Here is a 21999-nt window from a genome sequence, read left to right as displayed (position 1 = left end):
TTGCGTCCCCCGCCCAAGGTGGCCCTTGAAACCCCCCCCAACCTCCTTTCCCCCCCCCCCCCCCCCCCCCCCCCCCGCCCCCCCCCCGACCGGCTGCTCGGTGACGAGAAAGCGCCGTCCGAAACCGACGGGACCGCCGAGACCAGCGAGACCGGGACGGAACACGGGCCTAACGCCTACGAAATCCGTAGTGCATCCGGGAAAGATTGATGCATTGAAAGGCTAGACAGCGGGGATACCTTCATTAGACTGGCTGCGCCGCCGGTTCTCCTGCGGTGTCTCCCGGTGCGCTCTGATGCGTACGGGTATGTCCTGCACCGTGCGGGCATGTACCGATTGTGTGTGCGCGCCCCCACACCCCTCCGATCCAAGGACCGTGATCGACGTGAAGGTCGGCATCCCCCGCGAGGTCAAGAACAACGAGTTCCGAGTGGCGATCACCCCGGCCGGCGTGCACGAGCTGGTGCGCCACGGCCACCAGGTCATCGTCGAGGAGGGCGCCGGTGTCGGTTCCTCGATCCCGGACGCCGAGTACGTCGCCGCCGGCGCCGAGATCCTGGCCACGGCCGACGAGGTGTGGGCCGCCGCCGACCTGCTGTTGAAGGTCAAGGAGCCCATCGCCGAGGAGTACCACCGCCTCCGCAAGGACCAGACGCTCTTCACCTATCTGCATCTGGCCGCCTCCAAGGAGTGCACCGACGCGCTCGTCGAGTCGGGCACCACCGCGATCGCCTACGAGACCGTCGAGCTGCCGAACCGCGCGCTGCCGCTGCTCGCCCCGATGTCCGAGGTCGCGGGCCGGCTCGCCCCCCAGGTCGGCGCCTACCACCTGATGCGGGCCAACGGCGGCCGCGGGGTGCTCCCCGGCGGTGTGCCGGGCGTGCTCGCCGGGCGGGCCGTCGTGATCGGCGGCGGTGTCTCCGGCTGGAACGCCGCGCAGATCGCCATCGGCATGGGCTTCCACGTGACCCTGCTCGACAAGGACATCAACAAGCTCAAGGAAGCCGACAGGATCTTCGGTACGAAGATCCAGACCGTCGTCTCCAACGCCTTCGAACTGGAGAAGGCGTGCCTGGAGGCCGACCTCGTCATCGGCGCCGTCCTCATCCCGGGCGCCAAGGCGCCGAAGCTGGTCACCAACGAGCTGGTGTCGCGGATGAAGCCGGGAAGTGTCCTTGTCGACATCGCGATCGACCAGGGCGGCTGCTTCGAGGACTCACGGCCCACCACGCACGCCGAACCGACCTTCCAGGTCCACGAGTCGGTCTTCTACTGCGTCGCCAACATGCCCGGCGCGGTGCCCAACACCTCCACCTACGCGCTGACCAACGCCACGCTGCCGTACATCGTGGAACTCGCCGACCACGGCTGGGCCGAGGCGCTGCGCCGCGACCCCGCGCTGGCCAAGGGTCTCAACACCCATGACGGGGCGGTCGTTTACCGCGAGGTCGCGGAGGCGCACGGACTGCGGCACACCGAACTGGCCTCGCTCCTCGGCTGACCGAAGGGCCGTCGACGGGCTGCTTTGAGTCACCTTTCAGTAAAAGGCGATACGTCAACACAGGTCGTCAACAGCGGTTTCCCGGCCGGATCTTGCCCGACAAGGTCCGGCCGGATGTGTGTATGGTCACTTTGCGACACTCGCGCAACTCGCCTCGAACGTAACCCTTCGGATGTTTCACGCACCGGTGAAACCTGCTGTGCGACGGCCCTACGCCCTTGACAGTCGCATGTTTCATTGCCGACACATCGGGCCGGGTCCGGCGGATTGTGTTGCTGCGGACCGCCGACACGCCATAGAGTCGCCAACCGTCGGCATGGTGCCACGCTGACCTATCTAGAAGTTTCCTGGTCACCAAGGAGGTAAGACGACTTGTGAATGAGTCGACATTTACTCCCGGGGGTGGTCAACCAGGAATGCCTGCGCGGGTCTCGGGACCCACGGGGTTCGCGGCTGTCGGCTCCGTCGCAGTCCGCACCTTCGCAGCCCACCAGGGTCACCAGTCCTCAGGGGTGACTCAGCCAGCACACCAGAGCATGGATGGCCAACACGTGAACGCCATGGCCGGCGACGGAAGTGGCGGGGTCCACAACCACTTCGCCGACTACGACGAGCTGCCCGACGGGCACTTCTACGACCCCGACGCCGAGTACGAGCCCGATCCGGAGTACGCGGCGACGCTCGCGCCCGACGCGGCCCGTCAGCGCCGCGAGCGCATCGGCCCGACCGGGCGCCCGCTGCCGTACTTCCCGATCCCGGGCCCGCTGACCGACCACGGCCCCGCGAAGATCATCGCGATGTGCAACCAGAAGGGCGGCGTCGGCAAGACCACATCGACCATCAACCTGGGTGCCGCGCTCGCGGAGTACGGACGCCGGGTCCTCCTCGTCGACTTCGACCCGCAGGGCGCACTCTCGGTCGGCCTCGGCGTGAACCCGATGGAGCTCGACCTCACGGTCTACAACCTGCTCATGGAGCGGGGCATGTCGGCCGACGAGGTCCTGCTGAAGACCGCGGTCCCGAACATGGACCTGCTGCCGAGCAACATCGACCTCTCGGCGGCCGAGGTCCAGCTCGTCTCCGAGGTCGCGCGCGAGTCCACGCTCCAGCGGGCGCTGAAGCCGCTGATGGCCGACTACGACTACATCGTGATCGACTGCCAGCCCTCGCTCGGTCTGCTCACCGTGAACGCCCTGACGGCCGCGCACAAGGTGATCGTGCCGCTGGAGTGCGAGTTCTTCGCGCTGCGCGGTGTCGCGCTGCTGACGGAGACCATCGAGAAGGTCCAGGAGCGCCTCAACCCCGAGCTGGAGCTCGACGGCATCCTCGCCACGATGTACGACTCCCGCACCGTGCACAGCCGCGAGGTGCTCGCACGGGTCGTCGAGGCGTTCGACGACCACGTCTACCACACGGTCATCGGGCGCACGGTCCGCTTCCCGGAGACCACGGTCGCCGGTGAACCGATCACCACGTACGCCTCCAACTCCGTCGGTGCCGCCGCCTACCGCCAGCTCGCCAGGGAGGTGCTCGCCCGGTGTCACGCCGAGTGAGTCTGCCGGGGGCCGACGAACTCTTCCGTACGACAGGGGGAATGGCGCTTCAGCCGTCCACTCCCCGGCGGGGGGCCAACGGAGAAGCCCGTGTGCCCGCTCCCGCCGGGGAGGGCGACGCCGGCGCCGCCGTGGAGGATGCGCCGCCGTCGGTGCCCGTGCAGGGCGGGGACGGCGAGGGGTCCGAGCACGTTGCCGCGGACGCCGAGTCCGACGGTGAGCAGCCGCGCAGCCGGTCCGCCGCCGCGGGGGCCGAGCGGGCCGCCGGGCGCCAGCCCAAGCCGCAGGAAGGTTCTGCCGCCCCGGGTGCGGCCGCCGGGGCCGCCGCGCCGCGCAAGCGGGGGCGGGCCGCCGGGCGCCGGCCCAGTGGGCGGGAGCGGCACGACGAGAAGATCACCGTGTACGTCTCCGCCGAGGAGCTGATGGACCTCGAACACGCGCGGCTGGTGCTGCGCGGGGAGCACGGGCTGGCCGTCGACCGCGGGCGGATCGTCCGGGAGGCCGTCGCCGTGGTCCTGGCCGATCTGGAGTCCCGAGGGGACGCGAGCATCCTCGTACGACGGCTGCGCGGGCGGTAGGGGTAGCCTGCGGGGGCTATGACCTCGTATGACCCCTCGTCGTCGGCGGCGCCCCCCGGCGGTCCCGCCGGCCGTCGGCGTGCGCTGGGGAGAGGGCCGGTGGCTCCGCGAGTGGCTCCGCCGGTCGAGCCGGTGGACGAGAGCGGGCCGTCGGCAGAGGTGCCCTCCGTCACCGGGCGTGCCGATGCCGAAGCCGCGCGGGAGACGCAGTCCGTGGCCCCCGCCGGGGCCGGCGTCGAGGACGCCCCGGTTGGCTGGGAGCAGCGGGCGGCGACGGACGAGACCGGGAGCCGGGTTGTCGCGGCGCCGGAGACCGTCGAGCGGGCCGGTGTCGGCCCGCCGACCGGGGGGGAGCCCCGGTCCGGGGTGGCGTCGGAGACCGACGCGTCGCGGATGCCGGCCGGTGAGGCCGGGCCACTGGACGAGGCGGTGCCGCGGGACGACGGGAGCCCCGCGCCCGCCGGTGGCGTCGAGGGGCCGGACCCGGGTGCTTCGGACGGCGGCGACGACGGCGTCTTCAAGGTTCGGCTCGCCAACTTCGAGGGACCGTTCGATCTGCTGCTCCAGCTGATCTCGAAGCACAAGCTGGATGTCACCGAAGTCGCCCTGTCCAAGGTCACCGACGAGTTCATGGCGCACATCCGCGGCATGGGGCCGGACTGGGACCTCGACGAGACGACCGAGTTCCTCGTCGTCGCCGCGACCCTGCTCGATCTGAAGGCGGCCCGGCTGCTGCCCGCCGCCGAGGTGGAGGACGAGGGCGACCTCGCCCTGCTCGAAGCCCGGGACCTGCTGTTCGCCCGGCTGCTGCAGTACCGGGCGTACAAACAGATCGCGGAGATCTTCAACGGGCGGCTGGAGGAGGAGGCCCGGAGGTACCCCCGTACCGTCGGTCTGGAGCCGCAGCACGCCGAGCTGCTGCCCGAGGTGGTCATCAGCATCGGGGCGGAAGGATTCGCCCGGCTGGCCGTGAAGGCCATGCAGCCGAAGCCCAAGCCGCAGGTGTACGTCGACCACATCCACGCGCCGCTGGTGAGCGTGCAGGAGCAGGCCGGGATCGTCGTCGCGCGGCTGCGGGAGCTGGGGGAGGCCAGCTTCCGCGTACTCGTCGAGGACACCGACGACACCCTGACCGTCGTGGCCCGCTTCCTGGCGCTGCTGGAGCTGTACCGGGAGAAGGCCGTCGCCCTGGACCAGGAGACCGCCCTCGGCGATCTGCTCGTCCGCTGGACGGGCGGTGACGGCGACGCGGAGCCCGTCGTCACGGACGAGTTCGACCGGCCGCCCGAGCTTCCCGAGGAGGAGAAGGCGTGAGCGACGAGACGACCGAGAGGTCCTTGGCGTCCGGGGGGCTGCGTACCGTCGCGGACCTCGACCTCAAGCCCGCCCTGGAGGCCGTCCTCATGGTCGTGGACGAGCCCGCGACCGAGGAGCACCTGAGCAGGATCCTGGAGCGGCCGAAGCGGCAGATCGCCAAGGCGCTGCGGGAACTGGCCGACGACTACACCGCGCAGGGGCGCGGCTTCGAGCTGCGGCTCATCGCCGGGGGATGGCGGTTCTACACCCGCCCCGCGTACGCCGCCGCCGTGGAGCGGTTCGTGCTCGACGGGCAGCAGGCCCGGCTCACCCAGGCCGCGTTGGAGACGCTGGCCGTGGTGGCGTACCGCCAGCCGGTCAGCCGCAGCCGGGTCTCGGCGGTGCGCGGGGTCAACTGTGACGGGGTCATGCGGACCCTGCTCCAGCGCGGGTTGGTGGAGGAGGCGGGCACGGAACCCGAATCAGGTGCGATCCTGTACAGGACGACGAACTACTTCCTGGAGCGGATGGGCCTGCGCGGCCTGGACGAGCTACCGGAACTCGCGCCCTTCCTCCCGGAGGCCGAGGCGATCGAGGCCGAGACCCAGGAAGCCGTACCGTCGTTCGATCCGGATGCCCCGGACGCGGACGACGGACCCACGTCGGCCATGACTGACACGACGACGACGGAACTTTGATGCGAAGCAGCGGTAGCGGCAAGAGCGGCGGGCGCGGTAACCACCGCGGTGCCGGCAACAACAGGGACCAGAAGCAGGGCGGCCAGGGCCGTCCCCGCAAGCCCCGCCCCGAGGAGCGCCGCTACGACGTGGGCCCCGGCGGGACGCAGGACGGCCCGAAGTCCGGGCGGGGCGCCTCCGCGCGCGGCGGCGCCAAGGGCGGCCCCAAGCAGGCGCAGCAGCCCCGCGGGCGGGGCCGTTCGGCCCCGGCGACCTCGCGCGAGTACGACGCGCGGGCCGAGGAGCGCAACCGGGAGCGGTACGCGGGCAAGAAGGACATCAAGCCGCCCAAGACCTTCCCGGGCGCCGAGCAGGAGGGCGAGCGGCTGCAGAAGGTGCTCGCCCGCGCGGGCTACGGGTCCCGGCGTGCCTGTGAGGAGCTGATCGAGCAGGCCCGCGTCGAGGTCAACGGCGAGATCGTCACCGAGCAGGGCCGGCGGGTCGACCCGGAGAAGGACGAGGTCAGGGTCGACGGTCTGACCGTGGCGACGCAGTCGTACCAGTTCTTCTCCCTGAACAAGCCCGCCGGTGTCGTGTCGACGATGGAGGACCCGGAGGGCCGGCAGTGCCTCGGTGACTACGTCACCAACCGCGAGACCCGGCTCTTCCACGTGGGCCGTCTGGACACCGAGACCGAGGGTGTCATCCTCCTCACCAACCACGGCGAGCTGGCGCACCGGCTGACCCACCCCAAGTACGGGGTGAAGAAGACCTACGTCGCCCACATCGTCGGCCCGATCCCGCGGGACCTGGGCAAGCGGCTCAAGGACGGCATCCAGCTCGAGGACGGGTACGCGCGCGCGGACCACTTCCGGGTCGTCGAGCAGACCGGCAAGAACTACCTCGTCGAGGTCACCCTCCACGAGGGCCGCAAGCACATCGTGCGCCGGATGCTGGCCGAGGCCGGCTTCCCCGTCGACAAGCTCGTCCGCACCGCCTTCGGGCCGATCACCCTCGGCGACCAGAAGTCGGGCTGGCTGCGCCGTCTGTCGAACACGGAGGTCGGGATGCTGATGGCGGAGGTCGACCTCTAGGTCGTCCCGCACGTCGGCGGTGGGCCGGTCCCGGGTATTGCCCCCGGGAGCGGCCCTTTGCCGTTTCCGGCCCCGCGCTTGGCCTTCCTTTCCTCGTAAAAGGGTTGTGCCCCCGCCCCCGCGCATTTATAGTCGGGATGACTATTAGTCAGGGTGACCATAAAAGAGAGCGGCGTGAAGGGGGCGATGGGCGTGACCTCACCCGAGGGCTACGACAAGTACGCCTTCGAGCCCTTCGCCGTCACCGTCGACCTCGCCGTCTTCACCATCCGCGCGGGCACCCTCCATGTCCTGCTCGTCGAGCGCGGCCAGGAGCCCTACGCCGGGCGCTGGGCGCTGCCCGGCGGTTTCGTCCTGCCGGACGAGTCCGCCGAGGAGGCCGCCTGGCGGGAACTCGCCGAGGAGACCGGCGTCACGGACGCCTCGGGACTCCACCTGGAGCAGCTGCGGACCTACAGCGAACCCGGCAGGGACCCCCGGATGCGGGTCGTCACCGTCGCGTTCGCCGCCCTCCTGCCCGACCCGCCCGTCCCGCACGGCGGCGGCGACGCCGCCCAGGCCCAGTGGCTGCGCTTCGACGCCGTCGGGCCGCTCGCCTTCGACCACGACCGCATCCTCGCCGACGCCCACGAACGCGTCGGCGCCAAACTCGAGTACACCTGTCTCGCCACCGCCTTCTGTCCCCCCGAGTTCACGCTCGGCGAGTTGCAGCAGGTCTACGAGACCGTGTGGGGCACTCCGCTCGACCGGCCCAACTTCCGGCGCAAGGTGCTGGCCACGCCGGGCTTCGTCGACCAGGTGCCCGGCGCCGCCCGCCTGACCGGCGGCCGCGGCAAGCCCGCCGCGCTGTACCGAGCGGGTGGGGCCACCGCCCTGCACCCGCCCCTGCTGCGACCCACCACGGAAGGACGGCCCCGATGACCATGACGCTGCTCGCGAAGCGCGCCGCCACCGGATCCCTGCTCGGCCTCGCCCTCGGGGACGCGCTCGGCTTCCCCACCGAGTTCAACGACGTCTCGTCGATCCTCGCCACGTGCGGCCCCTGGCGGCAGATGGAACTGCCGAAGCCCGCGATCGTCACCGACGACACCCAGATGACCCTGGCGCTCGGCCACGGGCTGCGCACCGCCATGGACCGCGGGGTGCTCGGCCCCGAGGCCCTGGAGAAGGCCGTCCGCAAGGAGTTCGTCGCCTGGTCCCGCTCCCCGGAAAACAACCGCGCCCCCGGCCACACCTGCCTGGTCGCCTGCGACCTCCTCGCCCTGGAACGCCACCCCTGGCAGTTCGCCAGCCAGATCCACTCCAAGGGCTGCGGCGCCAACATGCGGGTCGCGCCCCTCGGCCTCATCGGCCCGCTCAGCGACGAACAGCGCGCCGGCGCCGCCCAGTTGCAGGCCGCCCTCACCCACGGCCACCCCACCGCGCTCGCCGCCGCCGACCTCACCGCCCACGCCGTACGGCTGCTCGCCCAGGGCGCCGAACCGCTCGGCCTGGTCGGCCGGCTGCGCTCGTACGCGTACGAGAACCGCGCCCGCTACCACGCGCGCTGGCTCGGCGACCTGTGGACCTACAGCCAGGACCCCTCCCCGCAGCACTACATCTCCCGCGGCTGGGACGAGTGCCTCGAAGCCCTCGACCGGGTCCAGCAGGCCCTGCGTGACCCCTCCCCGGAGACCGACCCCTGCCTCGAGACCGGGGAGGGCTGGATCGCCGAGGAGGCCCTCGCCACCGGCCTGCTGTGCTTCCTGCTCTTCGTCGACGAGCCCGTCACCGCGCTGCGCCGCGCCGCCTGCACCTCCGGCGACTCGGACTCCATCGCCTGCCTCACCGGGGCCTTCGCGGGCGCCTACCACGGGCCGGCCACCTGGCCCGTGGAGTGGGCCGACCGGATCGAGTACCAGGGCGACCTCGTCTCGCTGGGAGCGCTCTGGGACGCTTGAGTGATGATCGACGCCCTCGACATCGACCTGGCTCCTGTGGTGGCCGAACAGCCCGATCCCCTGCTGTTCGCCACCGTCTCCGGAGCCCACCTGTACGGCTTCCCCTCCCTCGACTCGGACGTCGACCTGCGCGGTGTGCATCTGCTGCCCGCCGCCCACCTGGTCGGGCTGAGGGAGCCCGAGGAGACACGGTCGAGGATGTGGGAGCGGGACGGCGTCGAGATGGACCTCGTCACTCACGACCTGCGCAAGTTCGTCCGGCTGATGCTGCGCCGCAACGGCTATGTGCTGGAGCAGTTGCTCTCCCCGCTCGTCGTGCACACCGGCGAGGCGCACCGCGAACTCGCCGCCCTCGCGCCGGGCGTCCTCACCCGCCACCACGCCCACCACTACCGGGGTTTCGCCATCACCCAGTGGCGGCTGTTCGAGAAGACCGGTGAACTCAAGCCGCTGCTCTACACCTTCCGGGTGCTGCTCACCGGCATCCACCTCATGCGCAGCGGTGAGGTGCTGGCCCATCTGCCGAGCCTGCTGCCGCTGATCGAGGAGGCCCCCGCGTATCTGCCGGACCTCGTCGCGGCGAAGGCGGCACGGGAGCACGGCAAGGCCGAGGTCGACCAGGAGCGCGTGGCGGACGACGTGGAGCGGCTCCAGCGGACGCTCGACGAGACGCAGGCCCTGTCAGCGCTGCCGGAGACCCCCTCCGCGTACGACGCCCTGCACGACTTCGTGGTCCGGGTCCGCCTCGACGGACCGCAGGGCTGAGGCGCGCCGGGTGCGGACGAGGAAGTCCTCCACCCGGGCCCGGTCCGGCTCCGCCGGCAGCGGGGAGCGGGCCGCCGCCTCCTCGGTCTCGTCGGCCAGCCGGGCCATCCACGCCTCGACCCGGTCCCACGAGACCTCGCCGCGCTTGACCGCCAGCAGGGGCTCGCGCTGCTCACCCACGTCGACGGTGAGCGCGCCGGTGCGCAGCAGATCGCGGCAGCTCATCAGCAGACGCAGCAGATGCATGGCGTGCTTCCAGCGGGGCGCGCCGTGCGTGCGGACGTCCGCGTCCAGCTTCTTGCGCTGGCCGAGGGCGTAGCGGGCGAACGTCTCATGGGCCTGCCGGGACAGGAACGCCTCGCGCAGGGACAGCAGCTCGCGGCCCGTGTCGTCGACGTGTTCCACCACGGGGGAGTGCAGGCACTCCAGGATGTTCGGGTTGGCGCGCAGGGCCAGCTCGCAAAAGCGCTCCAGCTCCCAGCTGAACTGCTCCTCGGCGGGCCCCTCCACATGCGTCGGCGGCTTCTCGAAGCGCCAGAACAGGGCGGTGGGCGCCAGGAAGACCCCCCGGCGGTCCGTGTCGCTGTCGTCCGTCGCGAGCCCGAACGCGCGGGAGCCCATCACACAGGAGTAGACCGTGTGGTCGCGGACCAGGGCGTGCGCGTACGGAGGCTGCATACCGGGAGCGTACGGGGCGGTCTCAGGCCAGCCGAATCGAATTCCCCGAGACCCTGATCCGCTCGGCGGGCAGCGGCTGCTGGGCCGGGCCGTTCTCCACCGCGCCGTCGGTGATGCTGAACCTGCTCCCGTGGCAGGGGCAGTTGATCGTGCCGTCCTCGACCGTGGTGACCAGGCAGGCGCGATGGGTGCAGACCGCGGAGAACGCCTTGAAGTCGCCCTGCTTCGGCTGGGTGACCACGACCTTCTCGTCGCTGAAGATCTTGCCACCGCCGACCGGGATGTCGGCCGTGCTCGCCAGCGCCTCGCCCCCGCCACCGCCTCCGGTGCCCGTGGCCTCCGGCGCCGAGGTCGCGTCCGAGCCGCCGTCACCGCCCCCGCCGCAGCCCACGAGCACCGCCGCCGCGGCCGTCGCGCCGGTCGCCAGCACCGTGCGCCGTGTCGTACCGATCGTCATGTCGTCACTCCGAAGAACACCGCAGAAGCCGTAATAAGGGACAGCGTGTCACAAAAACCCCGACCGGCAGGTGTCTCGGCAGGCGGGCGCCGCGCGCCCGGGCAGGGCGGGCTCACTAGGCTGGACGGGCAAGGAGCCGTGACGCACAGCAGGTAAGGAGCCAAACCGTGGCGGTACGAGCGGTCCGGGGCGCCGTCCAACTCGACGAGGACCAGGCGGCGCACATGGACGAGCGGGTGGGCGAGCTGCTCACCGCCGTCCTGGAGCGCAACGGGCTCACCCAGGACGACCTGATCAGCATCTGGTTCACGGCCACGCCCGATCTGCACAGCGACTTCCCGGCCGCCGCCGCCCGGGGGCTCGGCATCGTCGACGTACCGCTGATCTGCGCGCAGGAACTCGACATCGACGGCGCGATGCCCCGGGTCGTACGGATCCTCGCGCACATCGAGTCCGACCGGCCCCGCTCCGAGATCGCGCACGTCTACCTGGGCGCCGCGGCCGCACTCCGCAAGGACATCGCCCAGTGAGAACCGCACTCGTCATCGGCACCGGCCTCATCGGCACCTCCGCCGCGCTCGCCCTCGCCCAGCGCGGCGTGACCGTCCACCTCACCGACCACGACCCCGAGCAGGCCCGTACGGCGGCCGCGCTCGGCGCCGGCACCGACGAGGCGCCCGCCGGGCCCGTGGACCTCGCGGTCGTCGCCGCCCCGCCCGCGCACGTGGCCGCCACCCTCGCCGACGCGATGCGCCGGGGCCTCGCCCGCGGCTACCTCGACGTGGCCTCGGTCAAGGGCGGCCCGCGCCGCGAGCTGGAGGAGCTGGGCCTGGACCTCTCCGCCTACATCGGCACCCACCCGATGTCGGGCCGCGAGAAGTCCGGCCCCCTGGCCGCCACCGGCGACCTCTTCGAGGGCCGGCCCTGGGTGCTCACCCCGACCCGCGACACCGACACCGAGGTCCTGAACCTCGCCCTGGAGCTGGTCTCGCACTGCCGGGCGGTGCCCGTCGTCATGGACGCCGACGCCCACGACCGGGCCGTCGCCCTGGTCTCCCACATGCCGCACCTGGTCTCCAGCCTCGTCGCCGCCCGGCTGGAGCACGCCGAGGAGGCCGCCGTACGGCTGTGCGGCCAGGGCATCCGGGACGTCACCCGCATCGCGGCCTCCGACCCGCGCATGTGGATCGACATCCTCTCCGCCAACCCCGGCCCCGTCGCCGACCTCCTCACCGACGTCGCCGCCGACCTCGACGAGACCGTCCAGGCCCTGCGCGCCCTCCAGGCGTCCGACGAGTCCAAGCGCCGCGAGGGCGCCACCGGCATCGAGGACGTCCTGCGCCGCGGCAACGCCGGACAGGTCCGCGTCCCCGGCAAGCACGGCTCCGCGCCGCGCGTCTACGAGACCGTGGCCGTCCTCATCGACGACCAGCCCGGCCAGCTCGCCCGGATCTTCGCCGACGCCGGGGCGGCCGGCGTCAACATCGAGGACGTCCGCATCGAACACGCCACCGGCCAGCAGGCCGGTCTGGTCCAGCTCATGGTGGAGCCCAAGGCGGTGCCGGTGCTGACCGGCGCCCTGCGCGAACGAGGGTGGGCACTGCGGCAGTAACGCCAGGGGAACGGACGCGTCCGGCGCTCCGGGGCGGGGCCGGCGCGGGGGTGCCGTCCCGGGCAGGGCCGGACGGGCTACGCGCACCCAGTACCCTTGTCCGGGGCGCTTTCCGTCTCGCCCCGCCACCTCGGAACAGGAAAGGTGCCCCCCAGTGGAACGCGCCACAGTGATCGTTGCCATCGACGGCCCCTCCGGCACGGGCAAGTCGAGCACCTCGAAGGCCGTGGCAGCGCAGCTCGGGCTGAGCTACCTCGACACGGGCGCCCAGTACCGGGCGATCACGTGGTGGATGGTCAACAACGGCATCGACATAGACGACCCGTCGGCCATCGCCGCCGTGGCCGGCAAGCCGGAGATCATCTCGGGCACCGACCCGTCCGCGCCGACCATCACGGTCGACGGCACGGACGTCGCCGGCCCGATCCGCACCCAGGAGGTCACCTCCAAGGTCAGCGCGGTCAGCGCCGTACCGGAGGTCCGCGCGCGGATCACCGAGCTCCAGCGCTCCATCGCCGCCGGCGCCGAGAACGGCATCGTCGTCGAGGGCCGCGACATCGGCACGACCGTGCTCCCGGACGCCGACCTGAAGATCTTCCTCACGGCCTCCCCGGAGGCCCGCGCCGCCCGCCGCAGCGGCGAGCTGAAGAGCACCGACGTCCAGGCGACCCGTGAGGCCCTGCTGAAGCGGGACGCCGCCGACTCCAGCCGCAAGACCTCGCCGCTCGCCAAGGCGGACGACGCGGTCGAGGTGGACACCTCGGACCTCACCCTCCAGCAGGTCATCGAGTGCGTCGTCACCCTCGTCGAGGAGAAGCGGGCGGCGAAGTGAGCGGAGCCTCTTCTGACCGAGCCCCCTCGGGCCGGGCCCTGTCGGCCGAGGTCCCCTCGGTACGGGGTGCCGAGGTCGGCCGGCGCATCGGCGTCGGCCTGATGTACGGGCTGTGGAAGCCGCGCGTCCTGGGCGCCTGGAAGGTCCCCGCGGCCGGCCCGGTGATCCTCGCCGTCAACCACTCCCACAACATCGACGGCCCCATGGTCATGGGCGTGGCGCCCCGGCCGACGCACTTCCTCATCAAGAAGGAGGCGTTCGTCGGTCCCCTCGACCCCTTCCTGCTCGGCATCGGGCAGGTCAAGGTGGACCGTTCGACCGCCGACCGCACCGCCATCACCCAGGCGCTCGCCGTCCTGGAGCACGGCGGTGTGCTGGGCATCTTCCCGGAGGGCACCCGGGGCGAGGGCGACTTCGCCTCCCTGCGCGCCGGGCTCTCCTACTTCGCCGTCCGCAGCGGCGCGCCGATCGTCCCGGTGGCCGTCCTGGGAAGCACGGAGCGGCGCGGACGGTTGATCAAGGGGCTGCCCCCGCTGCGTTCCCGCGTCGACGTGGTCTTCGGCGACCCGTTCGAGGCGGGCGACGGCAGCGGCCGCCGGACGCGCACAGCCCTCGACGAGGCGACCGAGCGCATCCAGAAGCAGCTCGGCGCCCACCTGGACCACGCACGGCGGCTCACCGGCCGCGCCTGAAACGCCGGGCGTCCGATCGGGCGCTGGGCGACACTGAGTAGTGGAACCGGCCGGCGGACACGCCGGCCGCTCCACCGATCACCACGATGAACGACGAGGTACGGACTTCATGAACGACCAGTTTCCCTCCGAGCACGAGCACGGAGAGCTTGGCGACGCCGAGTACGCGCAGTTCATGGAGCTCGCCGCGGAAGAGGGCTTCGACCTCGAGGACGTCGAGGGCGCCATCGAGGAGGCGGGCCACGGCCCGCTGCCCGTCCTCGCCGTCGTCGGCCGCCCGAACGTCGGCAAGTCGACGCTCGTGAACCGCATCATCGGCCGCCGTGAGGCGGTCGTCGAGGACAAGCCGGGCGTCACCCGCGACCGGGTCACCTACGAGGCCGAGTGGGCGGGCCGCCGCTTCAAGGTCGTCGACACCGGCGGCTGGGAGCAGGACGTCCTCGGTATCGACGCCTCCGTCGCCGCCCAGGCCGAGTACGCCATCGAGGCCGCCGACGCGGTCGTCTTCGTCGTCGACGCCAAGGTCGGCGCCACCGACACCGACGAGGCCGTCGTACGGCTGCTGCGCAAGGCCGGCAAGCCCGTGGTGCTGTGCGCCAACAAGGTCGACGGCCCGAGCGGCGAGGCCGACGCGGCGTACCTGTGGTCGCTGGGCCTCGGCGAGCCGTACCCGGTCTCCGCGCTGCACGGCCGCGGCACCGGCGACATGCTGGACGCCGTCCTGGAGGCCCTGCCCGAGGCACCCGAGCAGAGCTTCGGCAAGGCGGTCGGCGGCCCCCGCCGGATCGCCCTGATCGGCCGCCCGAACGTCGGCAAGTCCTCCCTCCTCAACAAGGTGGCGGGCGAGGAGCGCGTCGTCGTCAACGAAATGGCCGGCACCACCCGCGACCCGGTCGACGAGCTGATCGAACTCGGCGGCGTCACCTGGAAGTTCGTCGACACGGCCGGCATCCGCAAGCGCGTCCACCTCCAGCAGGGCGCCGACTACTACGCCTCGCTGCGCACCGCCGCCGCCGTCGAGAAGGCGGAGGTGGCGGTCATCCTCATCGACGCCTCCGAGTCGATCTCGGTGCAGGACCAGCGGATCGTCACCATGGCCGTCGAGGCGGGCCGCGCGATGGTCATCGCCTACAACAAGTGGGACACCCTCGACGAGGAGCGCCGCTACTACCTGGAGCGCGAGATCGAGACCGAGTTCGGCCAGGTCGCCTGGGCGCCCCGGGTCAACGTCTCGGCGCGTACCGGCCGCCACATGGAGAAGCTGGTCCCCGCGATCGAGACGGCGCTCGCCGGCTGGGAGACCCGGGTGCCGACGGGCCGCCTCAACGCCTTCCTCGGCGAGCTGGTCTCGGCCCACCCGCACCCGATCCGCGGCGGCAAGCAGCCCCGCATCCTCTTCGGCACCCAGGCGGGCACCAAGCCCCCGCGTTTCGTCCTCTTCGCCTCCGGTTTCATCGAGGCGGGCTACCGCCGCTTCGTCGAGCGCCGGCTGCGTGAGGAGTTCGGCTTCGAGGGGACCCCGATCCACATCTCCGTGCGCGTGCGCGAGAAGCGCGGCAAGAAGAAGTGACGTCCGCGGGACACACATGAGGAGGGCGGCTCCCCGAAGGTCCATCGACCTGGGGGAGCCGCCCTCCTCATGTGTCCGCGCCGCCGGGAGGCTTCGGTTCACAGGCCCCGGCGCGGGTTGGGCGGCAACGGGGACGGGATGTGGTGCATCCCCGTGTGCCCGGTGGGGATCCGGCCGACCGCCTGCCAGACGGTGGACGTCGGGGCGGTCTGCCCGGACTGGCCGTCGCGCTGGGTCGCGAGGTGCCCGGTGGACTGCCGGGCGCCGTACGAGCCCGCGCGCTGGCCGCCCGAGCCGTGCTGGAGGCTGCCGAACCCGGTGAACCCCAGCTCCTCCTCGCCGTGCCGGTCACCCGGCAGGGCCCGGTAGCTCCTGACCCACTCCGCGTAGAGCGTGTCGTAGATCGGTGTGGTCGATGGGCCGCCCGAAGGGTCCTGAGTCGGCCGCATGGACGGGATCGACGAATAGGACTGGCGGCGGGGAACGTCAAATGCGTGCACGTCTGTGCCAACGACCCCGCCGGGCAAGGGATGCGGGGCGTACACCATTCAGCCTCCGGCCCGGGGCCGCGCCTTCGGGGGGACGACCGCTCCGGGGCCGAGGCCCCGCGAACGCGCCCCGGGCCGTCCGTCAGGTCCCGGCCAGCGGCAGCGTCGCGGCCACCAGCTTCCCGTTCCCCGCCGCCTTGTCGAGCGCCTCGCGCAGCAGGTCCTCCCGCGGCTGCCGCCCGATCGACCCCACGGGCGCCGCGAACATCAGCACCTGCTGGTGCTTGTTCGCCGCCGCCCGCCAGCTGTCGGCGACCTGGAGCGCCTGGTGGGCCTGCCACCAGGCGACCGGCGTGCCGCCGGCGGGGCCCGGCTGCAGGATGGCGTGCAGCTGGCCCATCGCGAGCAGGACGGACCAGCCGTGCAGCACGGGCGGGACGGAGTCGATCTGGGGGAGCGGCATGAAGCCCTGCTCGATGAGCAGCGGCAGGAAGTCGTCACCGGCGCCGGTGGTGCCGGGGCGGGCGATGGGCGCGGTCGGCTCGACGACCAGCGCGGGGTGCAACTCGCCGCTGAGCAGGATCAGTCCGCTGGTGACGCCGAGCACGGCCTGCTCGGGCGCGGCCTGCGGCGCGGCCGACCCGGCGATCGAACGGGCGGCGCCCTGCAACTGCTCCTCGGTGACCTGGACGACCTGGGAGGGCAGGCAGGTGGCGTGGGCGAAGGCGAGCACGGCGGTCTCGTCGCCGACGAACAGGACGGTGCTGGTGCGCTCCTGCTCGGAGTCCCCCGGGGTACGGCAGGACGTGCAGTCGTAGCCGCCGGGGGCGTTCTCTCCGGCGAGCAGCCGGTCGGCTTCTTCGTCGCCGATCTCGGCGCGTACCTCGTCGCTGACCTCGAGCATGCGCGGCACGGGTGGCTCCTCGGGATGCGGTGCGTGTCGGGTGCCGGGTGGCGCCCGGCCCGTGAGCACGGAGGTTCCGGCTCATGAAGGAGACAACGGGCGATCTGTGGCCGGAGTCACGCTCGACGACGAATGGAATCGAACCATCCGGCGCGCAGGGTGAATCCGCCGACGGAATCGGTTACTCCGCGTCAACTCAGTGAATTGCGCAGGCACTTGCCGTGGTGAAGTGGCTCACAGACCTTCACGGCCCGTGGCTGACAAATCCGGAAATCAGGCCATGAAGTGGGTGGCCGGAAATAGCCGCTACCCGAGGTAATGACGAACTGGCCTCGGGCGACGTCCCATTGCTTGCTGACGGCCAGTCAAGGTCCATAGATTCCCTGGCCGTGTGCAACGAGCACCGCTCGGGTACGTCCGCCGCCCGCACCACCAGGCAGATCCACCGCACCACCCGCCGGCGGACGGGGCCGAGCGCGCCCCCGCGTCCTGTGCGACGCGGACCGCGCCCGGCCTTGGGGGACCCCGGGTCCTTCGAGAGGGAACTACATGTCCGCATGTGCCGACCACACACGCGAGAACACTCGCACCACACGGAACGCCCGTAGGGCGAAGGCGCAGGACGCCCGCAGGACACGTACGACGGCGGTCCTCGCCGGGGCCGCGCTGCTCGCCCCCCTGGGACTGCTCTCCGTCGCCGGCGACGCCGCCGCGGCCGACAGCGGAGTGTGGGACCGCATCGCCAAGTGCGAGAGCGGCGGCGACTGGCGCATCAACACCGGCAACGGCTACTACGGCGGACTCCAGTTCGCCCCCACGACCTGGCGCGCCTACGGCGGCACGGCCTACGCGCCCACCGCCGACAAGGCGTCCAAGGCCCAGCAGATCGCGATCGCCACCAAGGTCCAGCGCGCCCAGGGCTGGGGCGCCTGGCCCGTCTGCGCCGCGCGCGCCGGAGCGTACGGCAGCGCCCCCGCCGCGCCCTCGAACGGCTCGGCGGCCACCGGGTCCCCCCGGGCCGGTGAGACCGCGAACTCCACCAAGGCTTCCCGGAGCGTCCCGTCGACGGCGCCGTCGCGCTCCACCGGCTACCCGGACCGCAGCGCCTCCCGCGGCGACTACACCGTCCGCCAGGGCGACACCCTGAGCGGCATCGCCGCCAGGCAGGGCACCACCTGGCGGAAGATCCACGCCGCCAACAAGGCCGTCATCGGGGCCGACCCCGGTCTGATCGTCCCCGGTCAGCGTCTCGACCTCTGAGCGCCCTCGCCGCCTCCGTACCCCCGGGTCCCGTCCGGTGCGCCGCCCGGACGGGACTCGTGCCCGAGCCCGTGCTCAGAGCAGTTCGGCGGCCTCGCCGCAGAACGCCACCGTGCCGCGCCGCAGTTCGTAGACGAGCGGGGCCGCCTCCCGCAGCGCCGGCGGCAGCCGCTGCTCGGCGACGACCACACAGGCGTCCAGACCGCCCAGCAGGGCGTACGTCCGGGCCGCGACCGCCGGTGACATGCCCTGGGTCGGCTCGTCCACGAGGACGGCACGCGCGCGTGCCAGGAGGGCACGGGACAGAGCGAGCATGCGCTGCTCACCACCGGACAGGGTGCCCGCGCGGCGGGGGAGCAGGGGACCGAGCGGCGGAAAGGCGTCCAGGGCCGGGGTGGGGTCCGGCGCGGCGAGTGCGAGGTTCTCCCGCACGGTGAGCGAGCCGAAGACCGCCCGCCGCTCGGGTACGAGGACGAGGCCCCTGCGCGCCCGTTCGTACGCGGGCAGCCGTGTGATGTCGGCGCCGTCCCACACCACGGCCCCGCCGGAGAGCGGGACCGTGCCCGCGAGGGCCCGCAGCGCGGTCGTACGTCCCGAGCCGTTGCGGCCCAGCAGGACGGTGAGGCCGGGGCCGGGCGCGGCGAGGGTGAGGCCGTGCAGGGCCTCCAGGGGGCCGTAGCGGACGCGGGCGCGCCGGAGCGAGAGAAGGGTCATCGTCCGGCCGCCGGGTCGTGGGTGTCGTGCGGGTGGCGTGGGTCGTGCGGGCCGAGGGCGCGCAGGACGTCGGCGGCCGGGCCCGAGGTGACGATCCGGCCCTCCGCCATCACGTGCACGACGTCCGCGACACCGGCGACGAGGTCCAGGTCGTGCTCCACCACGAGAAGCGCCATGCCGTCGTCGGCGAGGGCGCGCAGGACACGGGTGAGGGCGGCCACCTCGTCGGGGTCGAGGCCGGCGGCCGGTTCGTCGAGCAGCAGCACGCGGGGGGAGCCGGCGAGTGCCCGCGCCAGTTCGACCCGGCGGAGGACCCCGGTCGGCAGTCCGGCGGCCGGGAGCGAGCGCACCGGCCCGTCCAGCCCGAGCAGCCGCAACGCCCGCTCCACGGCTCCCGGGTCGGCGATCCGACCCTGCTCGGCGCCCACCCTCACGTTCTCGGTCACCGTCAGGGACGGGAAGACGGACAGCTGCTGGAACGTCCGCGCGACGCCGAGCCGTGTCCGCACGTGCGCGGGCAGCCGGGTGACGTTCCGCTCGCCGAGCCGCACCTCTCCCCGGCCCGGCCGCAGGGTCCCGGCGAGACAGTGGAACAGCGTGCTCTTGCCGGCTCCGTTGGGCCCCACGACGGCACTGACCCGCCCCGGCGGGACATCGAGGTCGACACCGTCCAACGCGATGAGGCCGCCATAGCCGACGCGCAGGCCACGGGCGCGGAGGGAGGGCGCGGGTTCCTGGGCCGGAGGTGGAGGTGGAGGCGGAGGCGGAGGCGAGGGCGGGGGAGCGGGGTCCGAGGGCCGCACCCCCTCGACGCCCCTTGGTGCCTCTTCCGCCCCCGTCGCCGTGGCCCCGCTGACCGGCGCGACGGTCCTCGCACGGGGCTCGGCGCCCACCGGGCCCGCGCCCGCCCCACCCGCCTTCGCGATCGCCGCTCCCGCGGCCGCCGCCCCGGACCGGATCCTGTCACGTGCCCGCGCCCCCAGTGGGGTCGGCGTGCGGCCGCGTGCCGGGCGCAGGCGGGTCAGGGCCGTACGGGCCGTCTCGAACGGGCCCTCGGGGAAGCGGCCGATCAGTGCCGCCAGGACGCCGATCACCGCGGCGGCGACGCCGCCCCGGGCGCCCGCGTCCAGGCCGACGAGCAGGGCGGCGGCCGCGAGCGCGCCGAGGGCGCTGTCGGCGCCGAGGACGACGACAGCGGCGAACCAGAGGAGGCCGCGGACCGGGTCGTAGGCGGCGGGGTCGAAGGCACGGACGCCCATGGCGAGCATGCCGCCGCCGAGCGCGGCGAGGGCCGCGCCCGCGACGAAGGCGGCCAGTTTGAGGGAGGGGACGGGGACGCCGGCCGCCGCGGCCCCCGACTCGTCGTCCCGCAGGGCGGCGAGGGCCCGGCCGGTGCGGCCCCGGCGCAGCGCGTGCACGGCGAGGAGCGCGCAGGCGAGCAGACCCAGCTCCAGGACGTAGTACGCGCGGTCGCCGTCGAGGCCCGCCGGGCGGCCCAGGGTCAGGCCCGACGTCGCGTACGGCTGGGCGAAGACGAAGCGGCTCACCCCGACGCCGACCGCGAAGGTCGCCAGCGCCAGGGCCAGGCCGTGGCGGCCGATGGCGGGCCGGCCGGTCAGCAGACCCAGCGGGGCGACCAGCAGGACGGCCACCAGCAGGGCGGCCAGCTCCGGCAGCGGCGGCAGGAAGGGGAAGCGGCCGGCCGCCAGCAGCGCCGTGAACAGGGCGCCCAGGCCCGCGTACGCCGCCTGCCCGAGGGAGATCTGGCCGCCCCGGCCCGTCACCACGACCAGGGAGAGCAGGATCACGCCCAGCGCCGGGACCTGCACCGAGGTGTGCAGGTCCCGTCCGGCGAAGCCGAGCGGGATCAGGAAGAGCAGAACCGCCACGATCCAGGCCCCCGCGGGCGTCCGCACCGGTGGCGCCGCCGGGCGCGGCAGCGCGTCGCGGGTGCCGACGCCGGGCAGGACCAGGGCCGCGACCAGGAGGGCCACGACGAAGAGGTTGGCGCCCACGGCCTGGACCAGGGGCTCGGCCCGGCCCGACGGGTGGAACCGGGTCAGCTGGCTCTGGGCGACGCCGATGCCCAGCGCCACCAGCACGGCCACCGGCAGACTGCGCATCCGGGCGGCGACCGCCACGGCGACCACCTCCATCACCAGCAGCGGCATGCCGTACGGGTCGAGGCGTACGTAGGGGGCGAGCAGGACGCCCGTCAGACCGGCCGTGAACGAGCCGAACGCCCAGCCCGCGGCGGCGACCCGGTCCGCGTCGATCCCGGCGAGCACGGCGAGGGACCGGTCGTCCACCACCGCTCTCAGCTCCCGCCCGAAACGCGACCAGCGGCGGGGGGCCCGGCGCCCCCTGGGAGGGCGCAGCACCGCGCCGACCACGGCCGCGACCGCCAGGGCGACCCCCAGTTGCCCCCACGGATCCGCCGCTACCAGCGTCGGCGCGTCATCCCGCGCCCCCTGGCCCCACAGCAGCGCGGCACCGCCGACGAGCAGCACGAACACACCGATCGAGGCCACCAGGGTCTGCGCCGGGTCGCCGCCGAGCACGGCCAGCGGGCGGAAGACGAAACGCTCCAGGGCGAGGCCCAGCGCGGGCGCCACCACCAGCAGGGTCACCACGGCGGCCGGCCACAGGGGCCAGTGCCACTCGACGGTGAACTGGCGGAGCAGATACGCGCAGAGCATGGCGATCGCCCCGTGCGCGAAGTTGAGCACACCGGTGGCCCGATAGGTCACGACGAGGCCGACCCCGGTCAGGGCCGCCGCGCCGCCGACCGACAGACCGGCCAGCGTGAGGTCGTACGTCAGCGACGCCATCAGCCCTCCGGGGACCCGGCCCGGTCGCGTCCGGGCGGCTCGCAGACCGGGCACGGGCGCAGGCCGCCACCGGACGACAGGGTCTCCGCGTCCACGGGCACCGCGTCGGACTTGCCGGCGGCCAGCGGGCAGTCCGCGCGGTGCCAGAGGGTGCCTCCGGGGACGCGGACCAGCTCGTCGCTGGTGGCGATGGGGGTGGTCGCCGCTCGCCCGGGCGGGTCGGCGTCGGCGGGTTCGGCGGCGACCAGGAGGCCGTACAGCTCCTCCACCCGGGTCGCGGCCAGGGCGCCCCGGCCGTGGGCGAGGAGGACCGCGCCCGCGACGATCAGGGCGGCGCCGGGGATGGTGCAGGAGGCGAGGTACGGCAGCTGGCGTTCGGCGAAGCGCTCACCGGAGACGCCGTACCAGCCGACGACACAGAGCACCGCGCCGCCGGCGAGCGCGGCCCAGCCGGCCCAGAGGACGGGGTGCGCGGTCCAGGGTCGGGGTGTCCGCATCCGGGGCTCCCACACGTCGTGTCTGACGGGTTCTCAGATGTGCCGATGGAGTTGCACTAT

General features: G+C 72.9%; 22 protein-coding genes. 15 read left to right on the top strand and 7 right to left on the bottom strand.

Going from position 1 to position 21999, the window contains the following annotated elements:
- Positions 1-376 precede the first annotated feature (376 nt).
- The 9 genes from ald to ACZ4Z2_RS34365 all read left to right on the top strand — a co-directional run bounded on the left by ald (position 377) and on the right by ACZ4Z2_RS34365 (position 9404).
- A complete protein-coding gene (gene ald, locus ACZ4Z2_RS34405) occupies positions 377-1501 on the top strand; it encodes an alanine dehydrogenase (protein WP_468081449.1) in 1125 nt (374 codons plus the stop codon).
- 416 nt (positions 1502-1917) lie between these two features.
- Entirely contained in the window at positions 1918-3054 is a 1137-nt protein-coding gene (locus tag ACZ4Z2_RS34400) for a ParA family protein (protein WP_079054846.1), read from the top strand.
- Positions 3039-3632, top strand: coding sequence for a hypothetical protein (locus tag ACZ4Z2_RS34395; RefSeq protein ID WP_468081447.1), 594 nt, complete (start codon positions 3039-3041; stop codon positions 3630-3632). The genes ACZ4Z2_RS34400 and ACZ4Z2_RS34395 overlap by 16 nt, the downstream gene beginning before the upstream one ends.
- An 18-nt stretch (positions 3633-3650) precedes the next feature.
- On the top strand, positions 3651-4946 hold the full coding sequence (locus ACZ4Z2_RS34390) for a segregation and condensation protein A (protein ID WP_468081445.1): 1296 nt from the start codon (positions 3651-3653) through the stop codon (positions 4944-4946).
- On the top strand, positions 4943-5626 hold the full coding sequence (scpB, locus tag ACZ4Z2_RS34385; RefSeq protein WP_468081443.1) for an SMC-Scp complex subunit ScpB: 684 nt from the start codon (positions 4943-4945) through the stop codon (positions 5624-5626). Before ACZ4Z2_RS34390 ends, scpB begins: the two co-directional genes overlap by 4 nt.
- Positions 5626-6699 (top strand): pseudouridine synthase, encoded by a 1074-nt coding sequence (locus ACZ4Z2_RS34380; protein ID WP_468081441.1) that lies wholly within the window; start codon positions 5626-5628, stop codon positions 6697-6699. The genes scpB and ACZ4Z2_RS34380 overlap by 1 nt, the downstream gene beginning before the upstream one ends.
- 186 nt (positions 6700-6885) lie before the next feature.
- Positions 6886-7620 carry an NUDIX hydrolase gene (locus ACZ4Z2_RS34375; protein ID WP_468081483.1) on the top strand — a complete coding sequence of 245 codons (735 nt, stop codon included), beginning with the start codon at positions 6886-6888 and terminating at the stop codon, positions 7618-7620.
- Complete coding sequence (locus ACZ4Z2_RS34370) at positions 7617-8639, top strand: ADP-ribosylglycohydrolase family protein (RefSeq protein ID WP_468081439.1); 1023 nt, start codon at positions 7617-7619, stop codon at positions 8637-8639. The genes ACZ4Z2_RS34375 and ACZ4Z2_RS34370 overlap by 4 nt, the downstream gene beginning before the upstream one ends.
- 3 nt (positions 8640-8642) lie before the next feature.
- Complete coding sequence (locus tag ACZ4Z2_RS34365) at positions 8643-9404, top strand: nucleotidyltransferase domain-containing protein (RefSeq protein ID WP_468081437.1); 762 nt, start codon at positions 8643-8645, stop codon at positions 9402-9404.
- Here ACZ4Z2_RS34365 and ACZ4Z2_RS34360 read toward each other — a convergent pair.
- The gene (locus ACZ4Z2_RS34360; RefSeq protein ID WP_468081435.1) at positions 9321-10082 is read right to left on the bottom strand and encodes a nucleotidyltransferase domain-containing protein; all 762 of its coding nucleotides are present in this window, start codon (positions 10080-10082) and stop codon (positions 9321-9323) included. The two genes, ACZ4Z2_RS34365 and ACZ4Z2_RS34360, sit on opposite strands and share 84 nt — an antisense overlap.
- Positions 10083-10104: 22 nt before the next feature.
- Entirely contained in the window at positions 10105-10539 is a 435-nt protein-coding gene (locus tag ACZ4Z2_RS34355) for a Rieske (2Fe-2S) protein (RefSeq protein WP_468081433.1), read from the bottom strand.
- A gap of 167 nt (positions 10540-10706) precedes the next feature.
- Between ACZ4Z2_RS34355 and aroH the strand changes: the two genes are divergently transcribed.
- From aroH to der, 5 genes are all read left to right on the top strand, one after another.
- The gene (aroH, locus tag ACZ4Z2_RS34350; protein ID WP_468081431.1) at positions 10707-11069 is read left to right on the top strand and encodes a chorismate mutase; all 363 of its coding nucleotides are present in this window, start codon (positions 10707-10709) and stop codon (positions 11067-11069) included.
- Positions 11066-12151, top strand: a complete 1086-nt coding sequence (locus ACZ4Z2_RS34345) for a prephenate dehydrogenase (RefSeq protein ID WP_468081429.1) — start codon at positions 11066-11068, stop codon at positions 12149-12151. Before aroH ends, ACZ4Z2_RS34345 begins: the two co-directional genes overlap by 4 nt.
- Positions 12152-12305: 154 nt before the next feature.
- Complete coding sequence (gene cmk, locus ACZ4Z2_RS34340; RefSeq protein ID WP_468081427.1) at positions 12306-12983, top strand: (d)CMP kinase; 678 nt, start codon at positions 12306-12308, stop codon at positions 12981-12983.
- A complete protein-coding gene (locus tag ACZ4Z2_RS34335) occupies positions 12941-13675 on the top strand; it encodes a lysophospholipid acyltransferase family protein (RefSeq protein ID WP_468081425.1) in 735 nt (244 codons plus the stop codon). The genes cmk and ACZ4Z2_RS34335 overlap by 43 nt, the downstream gene beginning before the upstream one ends.
- 109 nt (positions 13676-13784) lie before the next feature.
- Entirely contained in the window at positions 13785-15245 is a 1461-nt protein-coding gene (der, locus tag ACZ4Z2_RS34330; RefSeq protein WP_468081423.1) for a ribosome biogenesis GTPase Der, read from the top strand.
- Positions 15246-15343: 98 nt separating this feature from the next.
- Here der and ACZ4Z2_RS34325 read toward each other — a convergent pair whose 3' ends face one another.
- Positions 15344-15694: a hypothetical protein gene (locus tag ACZ4Z2_RS34325; RefSeq protein ID WP_468081422.1), complete on the bottom strand. Its 351-nt coding sequence runs from the start codon at positions 15692-15694 to the stop codon at positions 15344-15346.
- A 181-nt stretch (positions 15695-15875) separates the two neighbouring features.
- Complete coding sequence (locus ACZ4Z2_RS34320; RefSeq protein ID WP_468081421.1) at positions 15876-16646, bottom strand: hypothetical protein; 771 nt, start codon at positions 16644-16646, stop codon at positions 15876-15878.
- A gap of 540 nt (positions 16647-17186) precedes the next feature.
- Here ACZ4Z2_RS34320 and ACZ4Z2_RS34315 point away from each other — a divergent pair.
- Entirely contained in the window at positions 17187-17897 is a 711-nt protein-coding gene (locus ACZ4Z2_RS34315; protein WP_468081420.1) for a transglycosylase family protein, read from the top strand.
- 75 nt (positions 17898-17972) lie between these two features.
- On the opposite strand, the gene ACZ4Z2_RS34310 is transcribed toward ACZ4Z2_RS34315, so the two are convergent.
- Genes ACZ4Z2_RS34310 through ACZ4Z2_RS34300 form a run of 3 tightly spaced genes read right to left on the bottom strand, consistent with a single transcriptional unit; the run spans position 17973 to position 21939 of the window.
- Positions 17973-18611, bottom strand: a complete 639-nt coding sequence (locus ACZ4Z2_RS34310; RefSeq protein WP_468081419.1) for an ABC transporter ATP-binding protein — start codon at positions 18609-18611, stop codon at positions 17973-17975.
- The gene (locus ACZ4Z2_RS34305; protein ID WP_468081417.1) at positions 18608-21442 is read right to left on the bottom strand and encodes an ABC transporter permease subunit; all 2835 of its coding nucleotides are present in this window, start codon (positions 21440-21442) and stop codon (positions 18608-18610) included. The genes ACZ4Z2_RS34310 and ACZ4Z2_RS34305 overlap by 4 nt, the downstream gene beginning before the upstream one ends.
- Positions 21442-21939 carry a hypothetical protein gene (locus tag ACZ4Z2_RS34300; protein ID WP_468081415.1) on the bottom strand — a complete coding sequence of 166 codons (498 nt, stop codon included), beginning with the start codon at positions 21937-21939 and terminating at the stop codon, positions 21442-21444. Before ACZ4Z2_RS34300 ends, ACZ4Z2_RS34305 begins: the two co-directional genes overlap by 1 nt.
- Positions 21940-21999 lie beyond the last annotated feature (60 nt).

The organism is Streptomyces sp. NPDC030183 (assembly GCF_055573455.1).
This window is presented reverse-complemented; position numbering and strand designations above follow the sequence as displayed.

What these genes read in the sequence shown, in the direction of transcription:
- ACZ4Z2_RS34400 (WP_079054846.1), top strand. Translation starts at nt 1,918, where the DNA reads ATGCCTGCGCGGGTCTCGGGACCCACGGGGTTCGCGGCTGTCGGCTCC.
- ACZ4Z2_RS34390 (WP_468081445.1), top strand. Translation starts at nt 3,651, where the DNA reads ATGACCTCGTATGACCCCTCGTCGTCGGCGGCGCCCCCCGGCGGTCCC.
- ACZ4Z2_RS34380 (WP_468081441.1), top strand. Translation starts at nt 5,626, where the DNA reads ATGCGAAGCAGCGGTAGCGGCAAGAGCGGCGGGCGCGGTAACCACCGC.
- ACZ4Z2_RS34375 (WP_468081483.1), top strand. Translation starts at nt 6,886, where the DNA reads ATGGGCGTGACCTCACCCGAGGGCTACGACAAGTACGCCTTCGAGCCC.
- ACZ4Z2_RS34370 (WP_468081439.1), top strand. Translation starts at nt 7,617, where the DNA reads ATGACCATGACGCTGCTCGCGAAGCGCGCCGCCACCGGATCCCTGCTC.
- ACZ4Z2_RS34365 (WP_468081437.1), top strand. Translation starts at nt 8,643, where the DNA reads ATGATCGACGCCCTCGACATCGACCTGGCTCCTGTGGTGGCCGAACAG.
- ACZ4Z2_RS34360 (WP_468081435.1), bottom strand. Translation starts at nt 10,082, where the DNA reads ATGCAGCCTCCGTACGCGCACGCCCTGGTCCGCGACCACACGGTCTAC.
- ACZ4Z2_RS34355 (WP_468081433.1), bottom strand. Translation starts at nt 10,539, where the DNA reads ATGACGATCGGTACGACACGGCGCACGGTGCTGGCGACCGGCGCGACG.
- der (WP_468081423.1), top strand. Translation starts at nt 13,785, where the DNA reads ATGAACGACCAGTTTCCCTCCGAGCACGAGCACGGAGAGCTTGGCGAC.
- ACZ4Z2_RS34325 (WP_468081422.1), bottom strand. Translation starts at nt 15,694, where the DNA reads ATGCGGCCGACTCAGGACCCTTCGGGCGGCCCATCGACCACACCGATC.
- ACZ4Z2_RS34315 (WP_468081420.1), top strand. Translation starts at nt 17,187, where the DNA reads ATGTCCGCATGTGCCGACCACACACGCGAGAACACTCGCACCACACGG.
- ACZ4Z2_RS34310 (WP_468081419.1), bottom strand. Translation starts at nt 18,611, where the DNA reads ATGACCCTTCTCTCGCTCCGGCGCGCCCGCGTCCGCTACGGCCCCCTG.
- ACZ4Z2_RS34305 (WP_468081417.1), bottom strand. Translation starts at nt 21,442, where the DNA reads ATGGCGTCGCTGACGTACGACCTCACGCTGGCCGGTCTGTCGGTCGGC.
- ACZ4Z2_RS34300 (WP_468081415.1), bottom strand. Translation starts at nt 21,939, where the DNA reads ATGCGGACACCCCGACCCTGGACCGCGCACCCCGTCCTCTGGGCCGGC.